The organism is Chitinophaga filiformis (genome assembly GCF_900102545.1).
Lineage (GTDB): Bacteria > Bacteroidota > Bacteroidia > Chitinophagales > Chitinophagaceae > Chitinophaga > Chitinophaga filiformis.
This window is the reverse complement of record NZ_FNBN01000007.1, coordinates 234,374-256,936: the sequence shown is the minus strand read 5'-3', so window position 1 is coordinate 256,936 and position 22,563 is coordinate 234,374. Positions and strand designations below refer to the sequence as shown.

At 43.8% G+C, this 22,563-nt stretch carries 15 protein-coding genes; 11 read left to right on the top strand and 4 right to left on the bottom strand.

The genetic code is table 11. The features are described from left to right. Position 1 precedes the first annotated feature (1 nt). Positions 2–937, top strand: coding sequence for an AraC family transcriptional regulator (locus BLR32_RS25305; RefSeq protein ID WP_089835855.1), 936 nt, complete (start codon positions 2–4; stop codon positions 935–937). A gap of 65 nt (positions 938–1,002) precedes the next feature. On the opposite strand, the gene BLR32_RS25300 is transcribed toward BLR32_RS25305, so the two are convergent. Both BLR32_RS25300 and BLR32_RS25295 read right to left on the bottom strand, forming a co-directional pair. Continuing rightward, entirely contained in the window at positions 1,003–2,952 is a 1,950-nt protein-coding gene (locus BLR32_RS25300; RefSeq protein ID WP_089835853.1) for a sigma 54-interacting response regulator, read from the bottom strand. A 12-nt stretch (positions 2,953–2,964) separates the two neighbouring features. Further along, positions 2,965–5,439: a sensor histidine kinase gene (locus BLR32_RS25295; protein WP_089835851.1), complete on the bottom strand. Its 2,475-nt coding sequence runs from the start codon at positions 5,437–5,439 to the stop codon at positions 2,965–2,967. Between the two features lie 214 nt (positions 5,440–5,653). Here BLR32_RS25295 and BLR32_RS25290 point away from each other — a divergent pair, with 214 nt between their 5' ends. The 4 genes from BLR32_RS25290 (at position 5,654) to BLR32_RS25275 (ending at position 10,592) form a co-directional block, all read left to right on the top strand. Next, entirely contained in the window at positions 5,654–6,364 is a 711-nt protein-coding gene (locus BLR32_RS25290; RefSeq protein ID WP_089835849.1) for an antibiotic biosynthesis monooxygenase, read from the top strand. 158 nt (positions 6,365–6,522) lie between these two features. Beyond that, a complete protein-coding gene (locus BLR32_RS25285; protein WP_089835847.1) occupies positions 6,523–8,901 on the top strand; it encodes an ABC transporter permease in 2,379 nt (792 codons plus the stop codon). Between the two features lie 104 nt (positions 8,902–9,005). Continuing rightward, the gene (locus BLR32_RS25280; RefSeq protein ID WP_089835845.1) at positions 9,006–9,584 is read left to right on the top strand and encodes a Crp/Fnr family transcriptional regulator; all 579 of its coding nucleotides are present in this window, start codon (positions 9,006–9,008) and stop codon (positions 9,582–9,584) included. 150 nt (positions 9,585–9,734) lie between these two features. Then, positions 9,735–10,592, top strand: a complete 858-nt coding sequence (locus BLR32_RS25275) for an SDR family oxidoreductase (protein WP_089835843.1) — start codon at positions 9,735–9,737, stop codon at positions 10,590–10,592. A 119-nt stretch (positions 10,593–10,711) separates the two neighbouring features. Here BLR32_RS25275 and BLR32_RS25270 read toward each other — a convergent pair whose 3' ends face one another. Both BLR32_RS25270 and BLR32_RS25265 read right to left on the bottom strand, forming a co-directional pair. Beyond that, positions 10,712–11,446: a LytR/AlgR family response regulator transcription factor gene (locus BLR32_RS25270; RefSeq protein ID WP_089835842.1), complete on the bottom strand. Its 735-nt coding sequence runs from the start codon at positions 11,444–11,446 to the stop codon at positions 10,712–10,714. A gap of 4 nt (positions 11,447–11,450) precedes the next feature. Continuing rightward, on the bottom strand, positions 11,451–12,509 hold the full coding sequence (locus BLR32_RS25265) for a sensor histidine kinase (protein ID WP_089835840.1): 1,059 nt from the start codon (positions 12,507–12,509) through the stop codon (positions 11,451–11,453). A 331-nt stretch (positions 12,510–12,840) separates the two neighbouring features. Between BLR32_RS25265 and BLR32_RS25260 the strand changes: the two genes are divergently transcribed. From BLR32_RS25260 to BLR32_RS25235, 6 genes are all read left to right on the top strand, one after another. Further along, positions 12,841–15,249 (top strand): TonB-dependent receptor, encoded by a 2,409-nt coding sequence (locus BLR32_RS25260; protein WP_176842426.1) that lies wholly within the window; start codon positions 12,841–12,843, stop codon positions 15,247–15,249. 278 nt (positions 15,250–15,527) lie between these two features. Beyond that, positions 15,528–16,211, top strand: coding sequence for a hypothetical protein (locus BLR32_RS25255; RefSeq protein ID WP_089835836.1), 684 nt, complete (start codon positions 15,528–15,530; stop codon positions 16,209–16,211). A gap of 533 nt (positions 16,212–16,744) precedes the next feature. Further along, positions 16,745–17,413, top strand: a complete 669-nt coding sequence (locus tag BLR32_RS25250) for a type 1 glutamine amidotransferase domain-containing protein (RefSeq protein ID WP_089835835.1) — start codon at positions 16,745–16,747, stop codon at positions 17,411–17,413. A gap of 27 nt (positions 17,414–17,440) precedes the next feature. Further along, positions 17,441–17,743, top strand: coding sequence for a putative quinol monooxygenase (locus tag BLR32_RS25245; protein WP_089835833.1), 303 nt, complete (start codon positions 17,441–17,443; stop codon positions 17,741–17,743). Between the two features lie 6 nt (positions 17,744–17,749). After that, positions 17,750–18,505, top strand: a complete 756-nt coding sequence (locus BLR32_RS25240) for an alpha/beta fold hydrolase (protein WP_089835831.1) — start codon at positions 17,750–17,752, stop codon at positions 18,503–18,505. 1,053 nt (positions 18,506–19,558) lie between these two features. Beyond that, the gene (locus BLR32_RS25235) at positions 19,559–22,411 is read left to right on the top strand and encodes a LamG-like jellyroll fold domain-containing protein (RefSeq protein WP_089835828.1); all 2,853 of its coding nucleotides are present in this window, start codon (positions 19,559–19,561) and stop codon (positions 22,409–22,411) included. The last annotated feature ends 152 nt before the right edge of the window (positions 22,412–22,563 follow it).

Sequence of the window (22,563 nt, the reverse complement as noted above, 5' to 3'; positions counted from 1 at the left end):
AATGGCAAACAAGAAAGTTCACAGGATAAAAACGATAAGTGAATTTCACAAATTCAGGGACTTGCCTAAACCTGAACATCCGTTGATTAGTGTGATAAATGTTGAAACCGCTAAACATTTACACAGCGATGAACCAGTGAATTTGCTTTTGGATTTTTATATGATTGCCCTGAAGAGAAATCTCAATGAGAAAGGCACTGTCAGATTGAAGTACGGGCAACAGCAATACGATTTTGATGAGGGAACCATGTCATTTATGGCGCCTAATCAGCTTTTTAGTATCGCACTTGACAAAGAAGAAAAAGAATTAAAACAATCGGGATGGGTGCTGCTCATCCATCCCGATTTTATTTGGAATACATCTTTAGCAAAAAGTATAAAGCAATACGATTTTTTTAATTATGCTGTGAACGAAGCACTTTTTCTTTCAGAAAAAGAAGAAGTAATTATTACCGGTATCATCCGGGATATTCAGCAGGAATACCACTCAAATATTGATGATCACAGTCAAAACGTCATTATTGCACAAATAGAGCTATTGCTTACTTATGCCGAGAGATTTTACCACAGACAATTTAACACCAGGAAAATAGGAAATCATCAGATCCTGAGCCGTTTGGATAATTTACTTACTGATTATTTCAACAGCGATGATTTGATTCAAAAAGGTTTACCTACAGTTCAATCTATTTCTGAAAATCTGAATGTATCCGTAAGTTATCTGAGCCGCGTGCTTAAACGGTTGACAGGACAAAGCACACAGCAACACATTCACGACAAGCTGATTGAAAAAGCAAAGGAAAAATTATCTACAACAGATTTATCTGTTAGTGAAATTGCTTATGAACTGGGATTTGAGCACCCACAATCTTTCAGCAAGCTGTTCAAAGCTAAAACGAAGCTTTTACCCCTGGAGTTCAGACAGTCGTTTAACTGATGGCGAAAAGCGACGACAGCTGCCGCGGATTGGGAACGCGTAGATGGTGTTATTCAGGCAAAAGTCTATTGATTACCTCCTGAACTCATGAAATCATCCCTTTTGATATTCAACTTATCTATTTTTGATTCCAGCGTGGTGGGTTTGATATTCAACAATTCTGCAGCACCATTCACGCCCCGGATGCGGCCGAATGTTTTTTTGAGAACAGAAATTATATAGTTCCTTTCTGTTTCTCTTTGAATGCGCTTTACGTCTTCCAGATTTTTAATACTCACCTCCGGAGTAGATGCGGTTGCTGTTCCCGTTAGATTCCGCTTCAGTGTTAATGCAGACTTTCCGTCGTTGAGAATGGCAGATTGCTCTATTACATTTTCGAGTTCACGAATATTGCCGGGCCAATGATAAGCCATCATGTCTTCCATCGCGGATGTCGCAATGCCCATGAACGGCTTATTGAATTCCCGGCAGAACTTTTCTGCAAAATAAGTGGCCAGACCTTCTATATCGCTTTTTCGTTCGCGCAGCGGTGGCAATGTAATGGGAAATACATTGAGGCGATAATACAGGTCAAGCCGGAAATTGCCTGCAGCTACTTCTTTCTCCAGGTTCCGGTTAGTGGCAGCAATGATGCGAACATTGACGTTGACAGGAGAGCCGCCGCCGACGTATTCAATTTCCTTTTCCTGCAAAACGCGCAATATCTTCACCTGCATGTCAGTTGGAAGTTCGCCGATTTCGTCTAAAAAGATGGTGCCACCATCGGCCAGCTCAAACCGGCCTTTTCTTTTCTCCAGCGCGCCGGTAAAAGCGCCTTTCTCATGGCCAAATAGTTCCGATTCCATAAGCGTAGCCGGAATGGCCGCGCAATTTACCTTGATGAATGGTCCATTTTTACGGGGCGAGAGTAAGTGAATGGAATGGGCCACTTTTTCTTTACCCGTGCCACTCTCTCCGAGGATCAGCACTGATGTGTTGTACGGTGCTACCTGTGTAGTGAGGTCGAGTGCCGCTAATAGGAGATGGTGGTTTCCGATAATATTGCTGAATGCGGGGAGTCCCGACGGTGCTGCCATCGCTCTTCCCAGTGGGCCTGCTGAAGGGACCAGTGTTTCGGCTACGGTTACCAGACACTGGCGTAGCCGGTTCAGTAAGGAAATATGGCGATGATTATAAGTATCCCGCCGCCGACTGTAGAAAAAGTAGTGAAACGACTGTCCATTACCAAGTGTAACGGGAAATACCAGGTATGATTCTATCGCAAATGTTTCGATCAGTGTTTTTTGAAGTGAAGGAACATTCGGTTTTACGCCAGGTGTTTCATGATTATAAATGACCGTGCTGATATCGGTATGGCTGTTGGCAAGAATTACAGACAGTGCAGTTTTCTTTAAGTTGGTAATGGTTAATAATTCTTTTTCACCTATGAACTGGTATTCGTCGAACCCGACACGCAAATACGCTTTGTCGTCGAATGCGTCCATAGTAAGTGGTCTGAGGCCACTCGCAATAAGATCGAATGGCAGATGTGATTGCAGGATCCTGGCAATCTTCAGCAATTTTTGCTCGCTTTGCAGGTTTTCAAGGCTCACTTCCACTATTTGTTGCTGTAAGAGGCTTTCCTGGTGCATGATCGATTCGAGGCCCTGCTTATGACGATACCATGCAATATCCAGCATGACCAGTAAGTCCTTTTTCCTGAAAGGTTTCACCAAAAAGCCATAAGGCTCTGTTGTCTTGGCTTCCTCCAGTATCTTTTGATTGGAATTGGCCGACAGATAGATAAAGGCTATGTTTTCAGACCTTAATTTCCGGGCTATATCGATACCCGAGCGTTCTCCCTGCAGTCGGATATCAAGCAGGGCGATATCCGGTTTTTGTTTTTGGAGATATGCTTCCGCTTCTTCGGCAGAAGCTGCAATACCGGTTATGGCATAGCCAAACCGCTCTAAAATCTGCCGGAGATTATTAGCTACAATAAATTCGTCTTCGACAATGAGCACATTCTTTTCCATTCAAAAAGTAACTTAAAGGTTGATCAAGGTTTTGGGTGAATAGTGACTGTTAAATTCCATAAATCTGATCGTTATGTGCAGGCCGTTATTGCTTTCAAAAAGGAAGCTGCCATTCAATTGTTTGGTAAGCCCCTGCATCAGGTCAAATCCCAGAGATGTATGCGCCTTTGTGTCGAACCCCGGCGGCAGGCCTGTGCCATTGTCTGCTATCTTCAGTACTAAATGACGTGTTCCATCCCTGTAAAAATGTATACGAACAACCCCTTTTCGTCCATGAGGAAATGCATACTTGATGGCATTGACGATGCTTTCGTTGATGATCAGCCCCAGCGGAACGGTCTGCGATACATCCAGGTTCAGCGGCTCAATCTTCTGCTCAAAAACGATCCGGTTGTTCGTGTCGAAGCTCTCCCGCGCATAGTTCACCAGTTCATTGATGTAACCCGGCATGGCAATGGTGGCAATATCTTCCGACTGATAAAGTTTCTGGTGTATGAGCGCCATCGCATGTACCCGGCGCATGTTGTCTTCAATGGCCGCAAGCGCAGCATCATTGTTAATGTATTCTGACTGTGAATCCAACAGGCTCATGATGATCTGAAGATTATTTTTAACGCGATGGTGTATTTCCTTTAACAGCCATTCCTTATCCGCAAGTAACTGTTGTAGTTGTTCATTCTTCGCTACGATCACCTCATTGTTCTTCTTCCTTAGGCGGCTTTGCCGGTATAGTAAAGCGGCGATGATAAGGGCCGCAAAAATGCCGGCTATCGTCAGGTCCCTTACAAGGGCTGCCTTCTCCGAATTGGCTTTCTCAAGCTTTGTCTGCTGTGTCAGGGAGCTTATTTCGTTCTCTTTCTCCTTCATCTGGTAGATGACCTGGAGCTCTTCTGCCTGTCTTAATTTAGATATCTGAAAGCCGGAATCGCGTAACTGCGTATACCTCCTGTAATGCGCTACCGCAGCGGTATTGTCGCCGAGTATCGAGTCGATAAAGATCAGTTGCCGGTATGCCTGAAGATTAGGTGCCAGGTAGCTATCCATAAGCCCGGGGGAAACGAATCGCTTATTAAGAAATTCCCTCGCTTTCCTGTATTGTTTCCGTTCCATCAATAAGTAGGCATACTGCCCATCAACTTCAGATCGTCTCATCGGCCCTCTGACAGTTTCAGCTTTGGTTTCCAGTTTATCAAGTTTGTTGATATGCACTTCTGCCTGATCTGGCTGGTGGAGTCCTATATAACAGTCGGAGAATACCGTGTGGTAGGAGAATTGGTCCGAAAAAGTGGTGGGATAGCCCACTTTGTTCGAGATGTCCAGTGCAAGGTCCAGCGCTTCTCTCGCCTGGCCATTCTCCTGCATGTAGAGCACCACATTATCTAACATACGGTATACCGATGTATTACGTTCGGCCACGAAACGGTTGACCGACTTTCGCGACCATTCAATGCTTTCTTTTGTTCTGCCTTCCCATCCATACAATTGCGCCAGGTTAGTATAAAAATAGCCCCAGGCGAGACTGTCACGGGTCTCCTCAGCAGTTCTGATCAGCTGATAGGTATACCGTAGCGGTTCGCCAAACTTTCCCTGAAAGAGCGTGACGGTAACAAGCGCCTGCGTATTATAATGGGTATAAGGATAATGAATCGCTTCAGCCAGTTCGAATGCTTTCAGATGATTTTCATACGCGGTCTGTTTTTGTCCGATAATCATCTGTAAATAGCCCAGGTCTGTCAAAGCATTTACCTCGCCTTCAACGTTACCCACGCTGTGATAGAGTGCCGCCGCCTGCTGCGCATCATCGATCTTTCTCTTTAGCGTGGAAGCCAGGGGAGGCGTAAATTTGCTCCGGTAGGCTAATGCTCTTGCTGCTGTTTCTTTATCACCTGCCTGTCTGCATTGCACGATCAATGTCTGGCAAACCGAATCGGCCTTTTCATCGTTACCCAGGGCATATACTTTTACAAGCAGGCAAAGCGCCAGCCTGCCCAGCTTGTCTTCTTTGAGTGATTTGCTCTCCTGTATGGCCCTCGTCAGAAAATACTCGACACTGTCTTTGTGCTTGTAGTAATTATGAGGCTGAAAAGCATAATAAGCGCCCAGCAGCAGTAATAATTGCGCATGTCTTTTACCAGAGGTCTCCGAAAGCAGACTTACACCCTGTGCCGGCTCATACCGGTCGATCCACTTTGATTGTGCTGCGAGCTCCGGATCGTCGATTCCTTCTGCCAGCAGGGTAAACCGGCTTATTCCCATGGAACGGCTGGCCGCATGCAGACAACTATCCAGGTCCACCTGTCCTTCCTTGGCAACCACTAGAAAAGTGGCGCCCATCAGGAGGCTTAACCGCTGCCAGGAGGCCTTGTCCTCACGCATCGGGTGATAAGAATAGCCGGGAATGGCCGACGACGACGGAAGTTGTGATAAGCCCGTAAAGGGTGTCAGCAACAGCCAGAATAGGAGGTAAGCAATAATTCCCCTTGACATATTTTTCTTTTACGGGTTGATATAAAACGGACGATTCCAAAGGGTCTTTGCGGGAAAGCTAATAAAAAAAAGGCAAAGCCGTTTCTTTTTCCTGCACGACCGGTGCTGTAGCTATTAGAATAATGAGAGCATCTATTACGCAGGTTATTTGTCTGGAGGAGGGGTTCTTACCATATTTACCTGCTAAACCAATTGCTTTTTCAATATCTATCAAATGAAAATGTTCGAAAGATGGAGGAGCCCCGTTTTATCCTTTATCGCCATAGTTAGGAAGTTGATATCGGCCCGGCCCTCAGACAACGCTGTAGCTGTATTGAAACTATATCAGTTGAAACCTTCCTCGCAGAATGAATTCGGAGAAGTACTGAGTGAGTATGTACTCAGTTCGGGAACGGCACCTGGTAATATATTGGCAGAAGCTTATTATGAAAAGGGAGACGGTTCCATTATATGGGTCATTGAGCGATGGCGCAATGAGGCTTTTTATAAAATGAACAGGAGTAGTGCCGCCGCAAAAATGGTTAATAAATTGGCCAGGGTTGGGCTGGCAAAGCGGGTTGGGACTATCTTCCTGGAAGACCTGGAAGGGATTTCACGGGAGGCGCCAAAAGACAATGACCAGCCCCTGATCATCCTGTTGCTGGCAGACCTGAAAGCGGGTATGGAAGATCATTTCAGATCGATCAATCAGGCGATGATGTCCACGTTCCGGTACGAACCGGGCTTGCTGGTCTTTACATTGAGCAGGGTAGTGTATCATAAGACGAGGTTCGTTATCTACAAGAAATTCCTTAACCTGAATGCATTCCAACGTCATTTACAGGATCCCGCCGTGCGACCTGTGATGGAATTCCTGCAAACGGCTGTTAAAGAACCTCCCTTTGAGAAAGGATATCATCATCTCATTCAATTAGCGCCTTTATGACATGAATTGCTATTATGACCACATTCTTTCCCGGTTGACCATCACCATAAATGAACACCTGGCGTATCAAAAATGAACAGTTAACATTTTGGCGCAAAATATATCTAATTGATTGTAATGCCAATAGTAAACCGGCACTAATAATGTGCGTGTAAGTAATGCTTAAAAATTACCTTACTATTGCTATCAGGAACCTTTGGAAGAACAAGGTGTATTCCGCCGTCAATATTACCGGTATGGCCATTGGCCTCGCCTGCTGTTTGACTATTGGATTATTTATTCTGGAGGAATTAAGCTACGACCGGTTTCATTCACATGGTAAACATATTTACCGGGTGGTAGAGAAGAATGTGCAGGCCGGTAAAGTATATGATGTGGCAGTAACGCCTTCCCCGCTGGCCTCCTCGCTGAGGAGAGATTTTGCAGGGATTGAGCAAACCTGCCGCATCGGCGACCGTTCTGGCTTTTTTCAATATGGTAATACTACCGTTGAATCACGCAACGTGCTGGTTGTTGATCACTCTTTTTTTAGTTTATTTGATTTTAGATTGGTGAAGGGGGATGTGCGAAAGGTGTTGCTGGGACCTGATGAGGTGGTGATCACGGAGAGCCTTGCTGACGGCATGTTTGGAACTGCCTGGCGTACCTCGGGAAACCTGCTAGGAAGACCCATTCAGTTCAATGATAAACGGACATTGACACTGACAGGTATTGCTAAAGATCCGCCCACAAATTCACATATTCAGTTCAATGCATTGCTGTCCTTTAGCTATGATGAGCTAAAGCCTGAACGAAACCGCTGGGATAATAATGATTATCATACTTACATACAATTGGGGAAGGATGCAGATGTTGCCGGTATAAGCGAACAATTATATAAGTACCTCAACAGGTTCATGCCCGAATCAAAAGACGCCTTATCCCTGCAGCCATTATATGATATTTATCTGCATTCTGATTTCGCATTTCAGACAGATTGGAGTAAAACCAGCAATATCGTTTACATCAACATCTTTAGTGTTGTAGGGCTTATTGTTTTACTGATCGCCATATTCAATTTTATTAACCTGTCAACGGCACGCGCTATACAAAGGGCCAGGGAAGTAGGTGTGCGTAAAGCTATTGGCGCCTTTCGCATACAGCTTATAGTTCAGTTTATAGGTGAATCACTGGTTATGACGCTGCTTGCCGTATGCATGGCGCAGGCATTATTGACTGTCTTTTTGCCGTTGATGAACCACATTGCAGACAAACAAATATCCATTCCGGTTTATAATTGGATGTACTGGTTGGCTATTGCCGTTTTTACTTTACTGGTTAGTGTGCTGGCAGGCATTTACCCTGCATTTTATTTGTCGGGCTTCAAGCCTGATAAGGTGTTGAAAGGTGTTTTTAATGTGCAGGGGGGCCGGCTTTTCAGGCGAACCCTGGTAACGGGACAGTTTATATTTTCCATTGTGCTTATTATAGGCGCTATTGTCATTTATAAGCAATTGGCTTTTTTACAGGAGAAAGACCTGGGGTTTGACCAATCTCAATTACTGGTGGTGAATATGAAGAATGAGCTGCGTAAAAATCCAGCATTGCTGAAGGCTGACCTGCAAAAGCAACATAGTATTGCCCACGTATCAGGCTCATCGAATAACCTTGTGGACGTGGTCAATTCAACCTATGCCATACAATGGGAAGGACAATTACCGGACGATAAATTTTTGATGACACAGGCAAATATCGACCCTGATTATTTGAATACTACCGGTATGAGATTAATAGCAGGGAGAAATTTTGATACACGTTTTACTTCCGACACTTCTTCGGCTTACCTCATTAACGAAACAGCTGCCAAACGCATGGGATGGACTCCTGAGCAGGCCCTTGGTAAATCGGTTACTTTATGGGACAAGCCCGGCAAAGTGATCGGTGTGGTGAAAGACTTTCATTTTCGCCCACTTACGGCTACCATAGAGCCATTTCTATTTCGTTACTGCCCCCGGGAATCCTATAGTAATCTGTTGGTGAAAACAAATCCGGGTCAACTGCACAAAGCTATTTCAGCCATTGAACAATTATACAGGAAATATGAAAAGCAAACGGTACCCGAATACCAGTTTGTTGATCAGATACTCAACAACCAATACCGCGCTCAACAACGTACCGGCAGCGTAGTGTTGTATTTTTCTATACTCGCTATCCTGGTTTCCTGTCTCGGTTTGTTTGGTTTAGCCGCGTTTACGGCCACCCAACGCGTGAAAGAGATTGGCATTCGCAAAATAGTGGGCGCCTCTGTAAGCCAGATAGTGCTGCTGCTCTCAAAAGATTTTTTAAAGCTGGTAGTGCTGGCTATTGTCATTGCCTCTCCGCTTGCATGGTATTTCACCAATCGATGGCTGGAGGACTTTGCCTACCGCATTACCATAAGCTGGTGGGTGTTTGCCCTCGCCGGATCAGCAGTGATTTGCATTACAATAGTTACAGTGAGCCTTCAGTCGGTCAGAGCTGCATTGATGAATCCCGTAAAGAGTTTAAGAACCGAATAGCTAAAATTGGGTCATAACCCCAAAGGAGGAAAGTCTAACACAAAAGACGGGAACAAAGGAGTTAGGGCAGTTCTCTGATCTTTGCTTACTTTTATAAAAAAAACGTGTACGATACTTTTCAGCAGTACCTTGATCGAAAGATCGAATTGACCAATGAGGAAAAGGAATTGATACGCTCCGTATCAATTCTGAAGAAATTACGAAAAAAACAATACTTGCTGCAAGAGGGTGATGTGTGGAAATATCATGCCTTCATTTCCAAAGGTTGCATGCGTATGTATGCGGTAGATGATAAAGGCCTTGAACATATTATTTATTTCGGCGTAGAAAACTGGTGGATCGGCGACCGGGAAAGCCTGCTGAACCAGACGCCGTCGCGACTGAACATAGATGCGATTGAAGACTGTGAAGTGGTATTATTTACCGACACGAACTTTGAAATGATCTGTTCTAAAATTCCGGCTTTCGGGAATATGGTTAATGCGATTATTTCGAAGAGCTTCAATGTCAATCAAAACCGTATTTTATCCAGCATTAGTAAATCCGCTGAAGAGAAATACCTGGATTTTATTCAAAAGTATGCTGACTTTGCTATGCGTATCCCACAGGCTATGATAGCTTCTTACCTGGGCATTAAACCCGAAACACTTAGCCGCATCAGAAGTGGCATAACAAAAAAGTAAAGAAGCACTACAAAGCTTCTTTTACTGTACTTATGTCAATTCAGTATTTTTCCGCTTGATGTAGATCAATTTATTTCTTGTCCTACCTCATTTACCAGGGTTTATGGTTGTAGCAACTTTGTGTTATCACAATAACAAAAAATTACAATCATGTCAAAGACAATTTTTATCACAGGCACCAGTACCGGTTTTGGCAAGCTTACTACTATTACATTAGCCAATGCGGGTCACACCGTAATTGCCGGGATGCGTAATATAGATGGAAAGAATGCCGCCGTAGCAAAGGAACTGTCGGCCTTGCCCAACGTAGAAGTAGTAGAAATAGATATAACCAGCGACGAATCAGTAAAGGCAGCATTCGACAAAGTGCTGGTGAAATATGGTAGCATAGACGTACTTGTTAACAACGCCGCAGTTGCTGGCTTTGGTTTACTGGAAGGCTATACACTGGAACAGATCAGAAGAATATTTGAAGTGAATTTTTATGGCGTCCTGCGCACTTATAACGCTGTGCTACCCTCCATGCGAGCGGCTAAAAATGGCTTGATCATCAACATTACTACCGGTGCCAGCGGGCACACATTGCCCTTTATGATCCCTTACATGGCTTCCAAATATGTAGTGGAAAGTATTACCGAAGGCATGCAGGATGAACTGGCTGATTACGGTATCGAAAACGTAAGTATCCAGCCCGGAGTGTATCCAACAGAGATGAACGATGGCTCCAAAACCGGACTGAACGCAGATAAAGAAAATATCATCGCGGAATATGGTGAAGCGGCTGCACAAAAATTCGCAGCATTAGGAAATTCATTATTTGGCAAAATGACGAAGTTCAATATGAATCCCCAAACAATAGCAGATGGTATCCTGGAGTTGATAAATATGAAAAAAGGCAGTCGTCCGCTGCGTTTTCCGCTGGATGCCATTGCACAGGGAACTGACAAAGAATTTATAAAAGCCCGTGCTGATATTAAGGCAAAATGGCTGAATGCGTACAATGGCTAAGCAGACTGATTTCAAAGAACACTTCGAACAAAAAATCCCCTTCAAATCGAAAGACTTGAAGGGGATTGTAAATTAAGTAGTTTAATAACTGACATTTCTTAGCCTCAGACATTACGCTGTCATTCCCGCATCCCCAGGGCTTTCATGACCTCTGTTTTATATTGGCGGCCAATCGGAAGCTCAAGGTCTCCCACCTCAATAACAGAGGTACTGAATGATTTGATTTTATCTGTTGCAATGATATATGCCCGATGGATACGCAGGAATTGTATGTCAGGCAACTTTTCCTCCAGGTAACCGATCCGCTGGTAGGTAATTATTTCCTGAGCAGATGTTTTTACTTTGATATAATCTTTCAGGCTTTCAATGTAAAGGATGTCTTTCAAAAAGACCTTAACCATCTTCTTATCTGACTTAAGATAAATAAACTGTTCGCCAGGTATTCTGCTATCCTGAGGAATTAGAATTTGCGGTAAAGGATTTAAAGACTCACTTGCGGAATGGTATTTGTTAATTGCTGCCAGGAACCGTTCGAAAGGAATAGGTTTGAGCAGATAATCCAGGACATTAAGCTCAAAACCTTCCAGCGCATACTCCCGGAATGCGGTAGTGAAAATTACTTTGGGCCTGTTGGATAGCGTTTTCAGGAAATCGATACCTGTCAGTTTCGGCATCTGGATATCAAGGAACAATAAGTCCACTTTATTCTTTTGCAGGAATTGTAATGCCTCAATGGCATTATTGCATTTGCCCACCAGGGCTAAAGTTTCCAATTGGCCGATATAATCCTCCAGGATAGCTATTGCCAGTGGTTCATCATCTACAACCAGGCACCTGATTTTGCTTACTGCCATCGAATTATTGCAATTTTATTTTAAGGTCAACAGTATAATGTTCCGGTTCCTTTTGTAAGATCAATTTATGCGTTTCAGGATATAGCAGATCAAGCCTTCGCTTTACATTAAGCAGGCCAATCCCGCCCCCATGAGTAACGTTGTCGGCCTGGCTGCTATCCGTCCCTGTATGACTGTTCTCGACCTTTACGCTTAACCACTCATCTTTTACTTTGAGATCAATAGTAACCCATACGTTATCTGTTTCATGACTTACTCCATGTTTAAAGGCATTTTCCACGAATGGGATCAGGAGCAAAGGTGCTATTTTTTTACCTTCAATTTCACCCGATACATTAAGTGAAACATCCAGCCTGTTGCCATAACGCAGTTTTTCCAATTCGATATAATTGCTGATATGTGCGATCTCTTTATCAAGCGAGATGTCTTCCGATTGTGAATCATAAAGCATATAGCTCATCAGGCCCGATAATTTCAGCACTACTTTCGGCGCATCGGTGGAAGATTGGAGCGTAAGGGCATAAAGATTGTTCAGGGTATTAAACAGGAAATGTGGATGTACCTGGGCTTTCAGATAATTCAATTCTGCTTCCAGTTTTTCATGTAGCGTATCCTGGTGGATCCGTTCCTGGTCAAACCAATGTTCCAGCATTTTAACCAGGAGAGTAAACAAAAGTACAGGCGCCAGAAACCAAAGCATCACTTTGAAGATCAGATACCATACAAAGATGGCCTCATAGTAGGTTGTATCCGGAAAAAAGGTAGGCTCGATAAACCGTTCCACTAATATGCGGTCCAACAGAGAAGCCACAAACAGGAGCGCTATCGCAGATGTAGCATAAGCGATATATCTTTTTTGTTTAAAAAGGCGGGGAAACAATACATAAATGTTAATATAGGGTACCAGCATTGCTGCCGGCAACCTTTGTAATTCAATCAGGAAATAATTGAAAAGGCTGCCTTCCCCATCCGCATGTACGCTGGTGTACACCAAAAGATAACTGATCCAGAAAAGGATATGGGTAAGTAGCCGGTTCCCCGCTATATAAAAACGTTTCGTCATAACTGTATTAGTCTGTTCGCGTAACTTTTTTATCAAACCAAAATTAGTGTTTTGACATTTTACATGGCAACTTTTCGACGAACAACCGTTTTTGAACCGTTTTCAGCACATTTTCATACTGTATTCAAAAAAGAGGTTCAACCAGGCTTTATAGGGTTTGCAATTTGTGGTTTGGCAAAATGCTGTGAAGCGGCTGTTTTAATGGTGTTCATTTGCATTGAAACATTTCAGAACTACTATGGCCATTCTATACGATGCAAACAAGTGTTCCCGGATCGGGCAAAAGCTTTATCCATCGTTGCTGCTCCCTGCAATTATATCCGGAAAGACAATGCAGACTTTCCTTTTGATAGGTATGACCACATCCATTTATCCCTTTACCCTTTATGGGCAGCAGCCATCAATCACAGGCCAGAGCAACCTGAATAAGAGTGCTATATCAGGTAAAGTGATGAACGAAAAGACAAGAGCGCCTGTGATTTATGCTCCGGTGATAGTTAAAGACAGTGTAGGAAAAACAATAGTGGGCGCATTGACCGGCCAGAACGGGTATTTTAGAATCGATTCATTGCTACCGGGCAATTATGTATTGGAAATTACTTACATGGGGTATCAGGCGTATACCCACTCATTAACGGTGACGGGCAAAACGGCAAAGTTGGAATTGGGCACGCTGGCTATGAAAGAAGGTACTACCTCGCTCAACGAGGTGGTAGTGACCGGGGAAAAACCCGGACTGGAGCTGAGGCCTGACAAGAAAGTATATTTGATTGGTAAAGACATACTGTTCCAAAGTGGCTCAGCTGGCGACGTTTTGAACGGCATACCTTCAGTTGCGGTTGAACCAGGCGGCGCTGTCCGGCTGAGGGGCAACAGCAACGTAACAGTCCTGATAAACGGCAGACGCTCGGGACTTACGCTCGCCAATGTGATGACGCAAATTCCAGCTGCCAGTATTGCAAAGATAGAAATTATAACCAGCCCCTCTGCCCGTTATGATGCTGCCGGCGCTGCCGGGATTATCAATATTGTGCTCAAAAAAAATATACAAGAAGGGCTTAGCGGCCAGGCCAGGTTGGTATTGGGTGTTCCCAATGATTATAACCTGAATACTAACCTGAACTACAGAACAGGCAAACTGAACCTGTTTGCTACCTTAGGCGGCCGCTATTCGGATTATGTAGGGTTGTATACCATGAAACAAACGACAACAGGTATTACGGCTGCCTCACTCAGCAAGGTACAGCATGAAAACAGGCATGATGATGGCAGGCTTGTTTATTTCGGAGGCGACTACTTCATTGATCCACGGAACACCTTCACATTGGCCTTCTTTAGAAATGCCACAAAAGATATAGACGGGACGACCCTGGATTATGATTTTGGGAGTACAGGCATCGACAGCAGCATAGCCCGGAACGGGAGATCCAAAGAAGTTCGCAGTTATAATCAATTGGAATCAAACTATACGAGGACTTTTGATAAAGAGGGCAAAAAGTTCACGATTGATCTGCAATACGACTTCTGGAACAGTGATAAAACCTGGGACCTGCTGACCCAAAAAACATTTCCCGCAGTGACCGATTTGTATCCCATTAGAACAACTTCTATCGGGGGCAGCAAAGACCTGGTCATACAGTCGGATATGATGAACCCTTTAAAAAATAAATCGATTTTGGAATTAGGCCTTAAAGGGGAAAACAGATCTGTGTCAAGCGATTTCAGGGCGGAGCAACGTCTTGACAAGGATTGGGTAACATTAGATAATATCGACAATAAGCTGAATTATAATGAAAGTATCTGGAGCGCCTATGCGCAATACAGGAGCAAACCTGGCAAGTTCAATTACCTTTTGGGCTTGAGATACGAATGGACGCAAATCGGAATCCGGGACAGGGGAGGCGTTTTTAATAAAAGGAAGTATTATGGCAGGATATTCCCAACCATCAATCTGAGCTATGCAATGGGTAAAGAATCGACTCTTCAAATGAGTTATGCAAAACGGATCAACCGGCCTGAATTATGGTATTTATACCCCTTCAATGAACTAACGGATTTCAATGCACAATTTGTCGGGAACCCTGACTTAAACCCCGCTTATACCAACGTCATTGAACTGGCATTGCTGAGGCAATGGGATAAGTTTACTTTTAATCCGACGGTATATGCACATTTCACAACGGCGGCCATTGAGCAGTACACCTACCATAATGATAAAGGCACCTTTATAACAATGCCGTTCAATCTGGACAGGGAAAACCGTTACGGTGTTGAGTTATCCGCTATTTATGATCCTGTACAATGGTTAGCCCTTAACGGACAGTTTGGCGTTTACGGGTTCAGGCAAACTGGTTACTATAAAGAAACTGATTTTGACTTTACAAACACTTCCTGGAATGGGAGGATCAATATACATGTTAAGCTACCCTGGAGATTGGCGTTTCAGGGCAGGTATGATTTGCAGGGTCCTGGCAACAATGCGCAAAGACATACAAGACCTTACCACTACCTCTCATCAGGGTTAAGCAAAAACGTGCTTAAAGATAAGGGGACGCTAACCCTGGACGGAACCAACGTTTTGAACTCCCGCAAAATAAGGTCGGTGACTAGCGGGGAAAATTACATCATAGACCAAACCGACAATTTTAATGCTGCAAGGTTCAGGCTTAGCTTTAATTACAAGTTTACCAGGAAGGAAGGCCAGGTTTTCAGAAGCCGGAAAGAGGGAAATCGCGATTGATAGAGAATAAGAGGCCGCTGCCACGATCCCCCTAATAGGTGCAGTATCGCTGTTAACATGTATGAGGGTGAGGCCATCAATATCATATCCATACATTGTTCTGACATCCTTGCCCTGCGATTTCATATTGTCGTTATATTCTAGTTACAAAAAAAAGTAAAAATTGAGATAGAGTTTTTTGAACCTGGTATACGTACTGTAGCAGACTTTTCAGATTAACCCGTATTAATTAGCCCTTTTGATCTGGTTTATTTCATTCATTACACAAACTAAATTCTATGAGAAAAAATCGGCTTTTGCCCCTTATTACTATCTGTCTGGTGATTTTATCCGTCTCGTGTAAAAAAAGCACTGATATTACACCGGAAACCCCGGAGTCTTTAAAAACAGCTACGACGGCTGATTCTAATACTCCGGCAGTTGAAGCAAGTCTTTTGCAGTATTATTTTGACTATGCTTTGTACGTCAGGAATATTGCGGGTACAAAGAAGGCTTTTAATTATTCAAAAGAGGAAATAGCTAAGTTTAGAGCAGAGAAGTTTGACAAGATGATTGATAATTATCTCTTGTATGAAAAGAATCTTTTGATCCAAAAAGGGACTCTTAAAACAGAAAGTATTCAACCCTTTGGTGCCGGAGACCCGCCAAAGAAAATATTTTCAGGAACTGCTTCCCTAACTGGTGCAGCAGGCAACATGTATGTTTTGACGCAAATGACGACCAACAGCAATGCATCGAGTATCACAGATGCCAATTTTTCCTGGGGCGGCGTTCATGGTACTATGCAATCCGTTGGAAACCTTGAGCAAAGCTATTATCAGGGGGTATTAACTTATAAGCAGTATTATTCTGAAACGGTAATAGGCCCAGGAGGAGTTAGTCGCACATCAAATTTAGCTGTTTATGGAAATATATATGGAGGGTCAATGACAGTCAATGTTATGTCAATTTCTCCCCCATGATATTTTCTAAATATTTTTAAGTATTAGGAAACTACCAGATTTGAATGGGTTACTTTTTGCTCTTTAGCCATACCTGACTTGTTGGGCTGGTGCTACAGCTATGGCTTAGTGTGAAATTGTTTAAAAAATTATTAGGGTTAATCTGCACTGTATTAACCTAAGGTGTAATAGCTCTTGCAAAGTTATTTTGTGAGATGCTATTACACTTAGGTTTAAGTTCAGGGGCAATTGTCGTTCAACCCATTTTTATCAACACCCACAAAAAATTGTTTGTTCCCCTTCATTTTTCCGGTATTATTCAGTTTAACGGTGGCGTTCAGCAAATCCTTAGCTTTTCGTCGAGTCCCATTCCTGCCAGCACAAACTAAGCGGACAAGTGAAAAAACATTCTCAGATAGTTATAACCTATTAATATTCTAATATCATCTATTAATAGGGTTATTTCCAAATGCTCGTCGAGCGTTCTAATTTTGGGTTAAGTCAGTACTGCTACCATATATCTCCTAATCCATCACTAATCAATTTGTCAAATTATGAAGAAGAATATCTTATTCATTGTCTCCAGCACCAATGTAATTGGGCCTAAAAAGCGTCGCACAGGAAATTTGCTGCCTGAGGTGGCCCACCCCTACGAAGTTTTTAAAAAAGAGGGATATGAGATCGACGTCTATAGCGTTAAAGGCGGCGAGGCCCCTATCGAAATGGTTGAGCCGGAAGATCCGGTCAATCAAGCTTTTCTAAAAGGTGATGGGCCGGGTAAGTTTAAGAATAGCGGCAGAATTGAAGATGTTATCACAGATAAATACGATGCTGTATTTGTACCCGGCGGTCTTGCTCCTGTGGCCGACCTGCCGGATAATCCGACGGTTCAGAAAATATTGTCCACGATGTATGAGAATGGCAAAGTAGTGAGCGCCGTATGTCACGGGCCGGTGTGCCTGATCAACGTCAAATTGAACGACGGCTCTTATTTGGTCAAAGGAAAAAAAGTAACCGGCTTCAGTATTACAGAGGAATTCGACTATGCAAGGGAAGACGTTCCATTCGAGCTGGAAGACGCTTTGAAGGAGCGTGGTGCCGACTATAGCTGTATCACTCCCTGGAAAGCGTACAGCATTACGGATGGAAGGCTGGTGACCGGCCAGAACCCGGCTTCCGCACAGGGGGTGGCCCAAAGGGTCGTTACTATTTTAGAAGCCTGAGTTCTTACGGCATAAAAATGAATAACTATGGCGACATCACCTGTTTACGTATTTGCGCGTTGGAAAGTCAAAGAAGGCAAAATGCAGGAGCTACTACAGCTGCTGACATCGCTCCATACGCAAACGCGAGCTGAAGAAGGCAATCTCTTTTACACCGTGTGCCAGGACAATTCCGATGCCAACACATTGCTGCTGTCTGAAGGTTACACAAGTGCCACAGCGCAGCAGGCGCATGTAAGCTCGGATCATTATAAAAAATTAGCGGCCGGCGGGATCATTCCCCTGCTCGATGAACGCGAAGTGTTTTTAACAACCCCATTTATAAAATAAAAAGTCATGAAAACAGTATATACACTCTTACTTTTAAGTTCTATGTTTGCCACCGAAGCTTCGGGACAGTCGGACAATGGCGAAAAGCCAACGATCATTTTTGTACATGGCATATGGGCCGACGGCTCATGCTTTACCCACCAGATAGAACAACTGCAGGCAAAAGGCTATCATGTAATGTCTATTCAAAATGGGGTAACCAGTCTGGCGGATGATGTAGCTGAAACACAAAAGGCCATCGATCTGGCTAAAGGTAAGGTAATACTTGTCGGTCATTCCTGGGGAGGCATGGTGATTACACAGGCGGGCAACGATCCTAAAGTGGTTGGTCTGGTCTACCTGGCCGCCTATGGTCCCGACAACGGGGAATCAGTGCTGGCCCTATCGGCAAACGCGCCCCAGACCGAACTGACCAGGTACCTCATATCGTCGGGGGGATCTGTTTTCATTTCAGAAGAAGGGGTAAAAAGGGTGTTCGCGGACGACCAGAGTCCCCAAAAGCAGGCACTGTTATACGCAACACAGGTACCAGCCGCGCACACCGTGTTTGACGATAAAGGCGGAGAGCCTGCATGGAAGACTAAGCCTAATTGGTTCATAGTAGCGAAGAACGATAAGACGATCCATCCGGACCTTGAGCGTTTTATGGCCAAAAGGATGAATGCCAGGGTCGTCGAGCTACCTTCTTCTCATGTCATGATGCTGTCGCATCCGATGGAAGTGCTTAAAGTCATCGAAGAAGCCGCTAACTATAAGTATTAATGTCGCCGGTCATGGGAATGCCGGCGTCCATGACCTTCGAAATCTGATTCAATTGATGAGGGAATAGGTGAAATTTCATTCAGCAAATATGCTGGCTAATTCAATCGATAAATAGCCGGGGCGACTGGACAAATTTCTAACCTGTTTATTACGGATTTAAGGAAATTGGAGAGGTGATCAGTCAGACAAAAAGGATATTAATCTTATGAATAATCGATTAGTCTAACTGTCAAAACGAGAAAAACCATGACGCATATTGAATATTAATAGCATAAGAATGCCGGGGCCTATTTATTTGGCCTGCGTGAAAGCTTGCTTTCACGCAGGCCAAATAAATAGGCCCCGACATTCAAAGCGTGCTGGCTAACACTACTATAATATAATAGATCTTTTCATTTATAGCGCGTTTAGTTTAATCCATTCATTCAGCGGGATAAACGGTTCTGTTGAAATTTCTTTAGCCATTTGAATTTGGACGAATATTGTCTTTAACAACGGCCATAAAAAGGTTTTTTGAGGTTATAGATAGCTTACTTGTCGTATCCGACTAAGGTACCAATAATAATACTTATTGACATCAAAATAGTATTTAAAGGGCACTTCAATATCCCATGGATATATAGATACCCATTAAATAGCCTCTTAATACCATTTTAGCATTCTAATGGTAAGCCGATTCCAGGCAGATGGTAAGCCGACAGTAAGCTATCCGAACACTGCGGAAAGATTATTTATCTCGTGTGGTCTATCATTCTGATGTGTGATAAAGCCGGAGTATACAATAGAAGTTTACCAGTAGTGTTTACATGATAGACACTTTTTTTTATTATAAAAAAGCACAGGATATTGGTATTTATAGTATAATAATCATAACTTAGGTTAACTAAAGACAATCCCTTTAAGATCGGAGCATAGTATTGTAGTTCAACCCATTTTATCAACACCCCAAAAATCGTTTGTTCCTCTTCGTTTTTCCGGTATCATTCAGTTTAGCGGTAAAATGTCCCAAGCAACAAGGTTTTAAGGAATACCTTAACATTAAACATTTATGCCATGAAAAAAATTACAAAGCAGGTTGGGCGATGCCTTACCTTCTGTATACTTCTTTCAAGCCTAACCACTTTTGTAAATGCACAAGTTATTGCCAAAAAGGTAACGGCTAGTACAGGACAAGTAGTGCCTTTCCTCCAATCTAAACCCTCTACACATGACGCCTCGCTCCCTACGAGGAAATATCCACTAATTATATTTCTGCATGGGGGAGGCGCATTACAGAGCAACGACACATCCCTTTTGCCAGGTGCACCCGTTTGGAATCTGACGGGTTGGGGGCCGATGCGCGAAGTTGGTTGGCAAAATAACAACCTGAGAGCTACCTGGAATAACAAAACAGACACCTTCATAGTCTTACAGCCTTTGGGGCCGACGACAACTACCTGGCCCACCGCATATATCGATGCGATGGTTAAATATGGAATAGATTCGCTGAAGGTTGACACTTGTAAAATTTATCTTAGTGGTCATAGTTGGGGTGGCGCCGGTGTTTTTAATTATTTAAATAGTTCGAGTGCCAATGCAAAGAAACTAGCTGCCGTAGTCCCAATCTCTGCATGGAACACAGCACTGAACTCAACGGGAGCAGCCAATGTTTCGGCTGCTAAGCTGCCTGTATGGGCTTTTCATGCGTATGATGATGTCACTACCAGTCGCGACACAACCATTAATTCTATCAACAGGCTTAATGCTGTTAATCCCCAGGTAAAACCACTTCTTACAATATGGCCTGCCGGCACAGTGACACCGCATCCACATAATACCGCACCAGAATATGTATTTTCCATTCATGCGTACCCTTTTCTTGAGGATGGCGTGCTCAATATTTATGAGTGGTTTCTCGGGCAGAATAAGTGTCTTGCCGTAAATACACTTCCTGTAGCCCACGCGGGTAACGATACAACGATTTCCGCAAGTTCGGGTACCGCCACGCTAAACGGCAGCACTTCCACTGATGCAGACGGCACAATCGTGCGGTATGTATGGAAGAAATATTCCGGCCCGGCTGGAGGATCTATTGCTACCCCATCAGGGACTGGCAGTTCTACAACCGTTTCAGGACTTACGACAGCCGGCATATATAAATATCAATTGAGCGTTGTTGACGACAGGGCGGCGATAGCCAGGGATTCGATGACTGTCACTGTTACCAGCGGCAGTCCGGGCAACGCGGTGACCTTTTCGTCGCTCGGCAGGATAACAACAGGAGACGTCACGCAGCTTAAAAACGTGTCTACATTTACCCTGGAGGCGCATTTCAAATATGATGCGACTGTCAGCACCTGGACGACTATCATGCGTAAAGGTATTTCCCTTACAGACAGGATCATGCTTCATATCGGGCCAAACGATAATTCTATCTACGTTATGGTAGGAAATGGCGCCAATTCATATGGTTATACAGCCGCCAATGCCGTAAGTCCTGGCAACTGGTACCACGTTGCCGCTGTCTATGATGGCACGCAAACGGGCGATGCCAACCGTCTGAAATTATACATCGACGGTGTTCAGCAAATACTTAGCTTTTCGTCGAGTCCCATTCCTGCAAGCACAAGCAACACCAATACAGCTCCTTTTATGGCAGGTGGGGAGCCTAGTTGTTGCTATTTGAATGGTACTATTGATGAGGTGCGTGTTTGGAGCACACCTCTGTCAGCCGGCACTATCACCGCCTGGAAAGATAAATTACTCACCAGCTGTCATCCTAATGTTGCTAATCTCGTTGTATACTGGCCATTGGATAATGACGCAACCGCGACAACGGCTACAGCTGCACTGGGAACGGCTTATACAGGCACTATAAGTAACGGAAGTTATGTTGAGAGTGATCAGGTTATTGATACCAGCGGTTGCGGTAATGCGGTAACGGTTTCGTCATCCGGGCGGATAACGACGGGGAATGTAACGCAACTTAACAATGCGTCCAAGTTCACATTGGAAGCGCATTTTAAATATGACGCAACGGTGAGTACCTGGACAACTATCATGCGTAAAGCCACTTCCCTTACAGACAGAATCATGCTTCATATTGGGCCCAATAACAATTCCATCTATTTTATGGTGGGCAACGGCAGTAATACTTATGGTTTTACCGGCGCAAATGCAGTAAGTCCAGGGGGCTGGTATCATATAGCCGCCGTATTCGATGGGACACAAACCGGCGATGCGAACCGCCTGAAAGTGTACATAGATGGCGTTCAGCAAACCCTCAGCTTCTCAGCAACCGCTATACCTGCCAATACAAGCACTACTAACACGGCTCCTTTTATGGCAGGTGGGGAACCAAGTTGTTGTTATGTCAATGGTACAATAGATGAGGTGCGTGTTTGGAATACGGCGCTTTCTGCCGGCACGATAGATGCCTGGAAGGATAAATTATTGGGTAGTTGTCATCCTAATGCTGCAAATCTCATTGTATACTGGCCGCTGGATAATAACGCCAACCCGGGAATAGCTACCGCTGAGTTAGGAACGGCTTATACGGGTACTATTACCAACAGCAGTTATGTTAGTAGTGATCAGGTGATAGCTCCTGATGGCTGCAGTGGAGCCAGACCGGTCTTTGTACCGCCTTTGGAAGAAATAAAACAATATAAACCTGTTACTGGAAAAGTATACCCCAACCCAACTGAGGGCTTTATACAACTTGAATTAAATTCCTCCATTTTCAAACCAGTAACAGTCAATGTTCATGATATGTTCGGACGAAGTTTATACAGTCACAAAACATCAATTGTAAAAGGCTTTAACAGGATATCATTAAATATTAGGTCATTGCCAGCCGGCGTATATATTGTGGAGGTGAAAGATGGTAATGTAATCATGGAAAAATATAAGGTTTTGAAGCAATAAACAATAATGAGCTGCTTTAAGCAAATGAGGCCGACCGAATATGTTGGCCTCATTGTTTTTTCTTAGGTCTGCGTTTGAAGAGGATAGATGGGATGGAGCTACATATAGCACCACTGCTGTCTGTCATATTGAAGAAGCAGTTGGATCTTTAG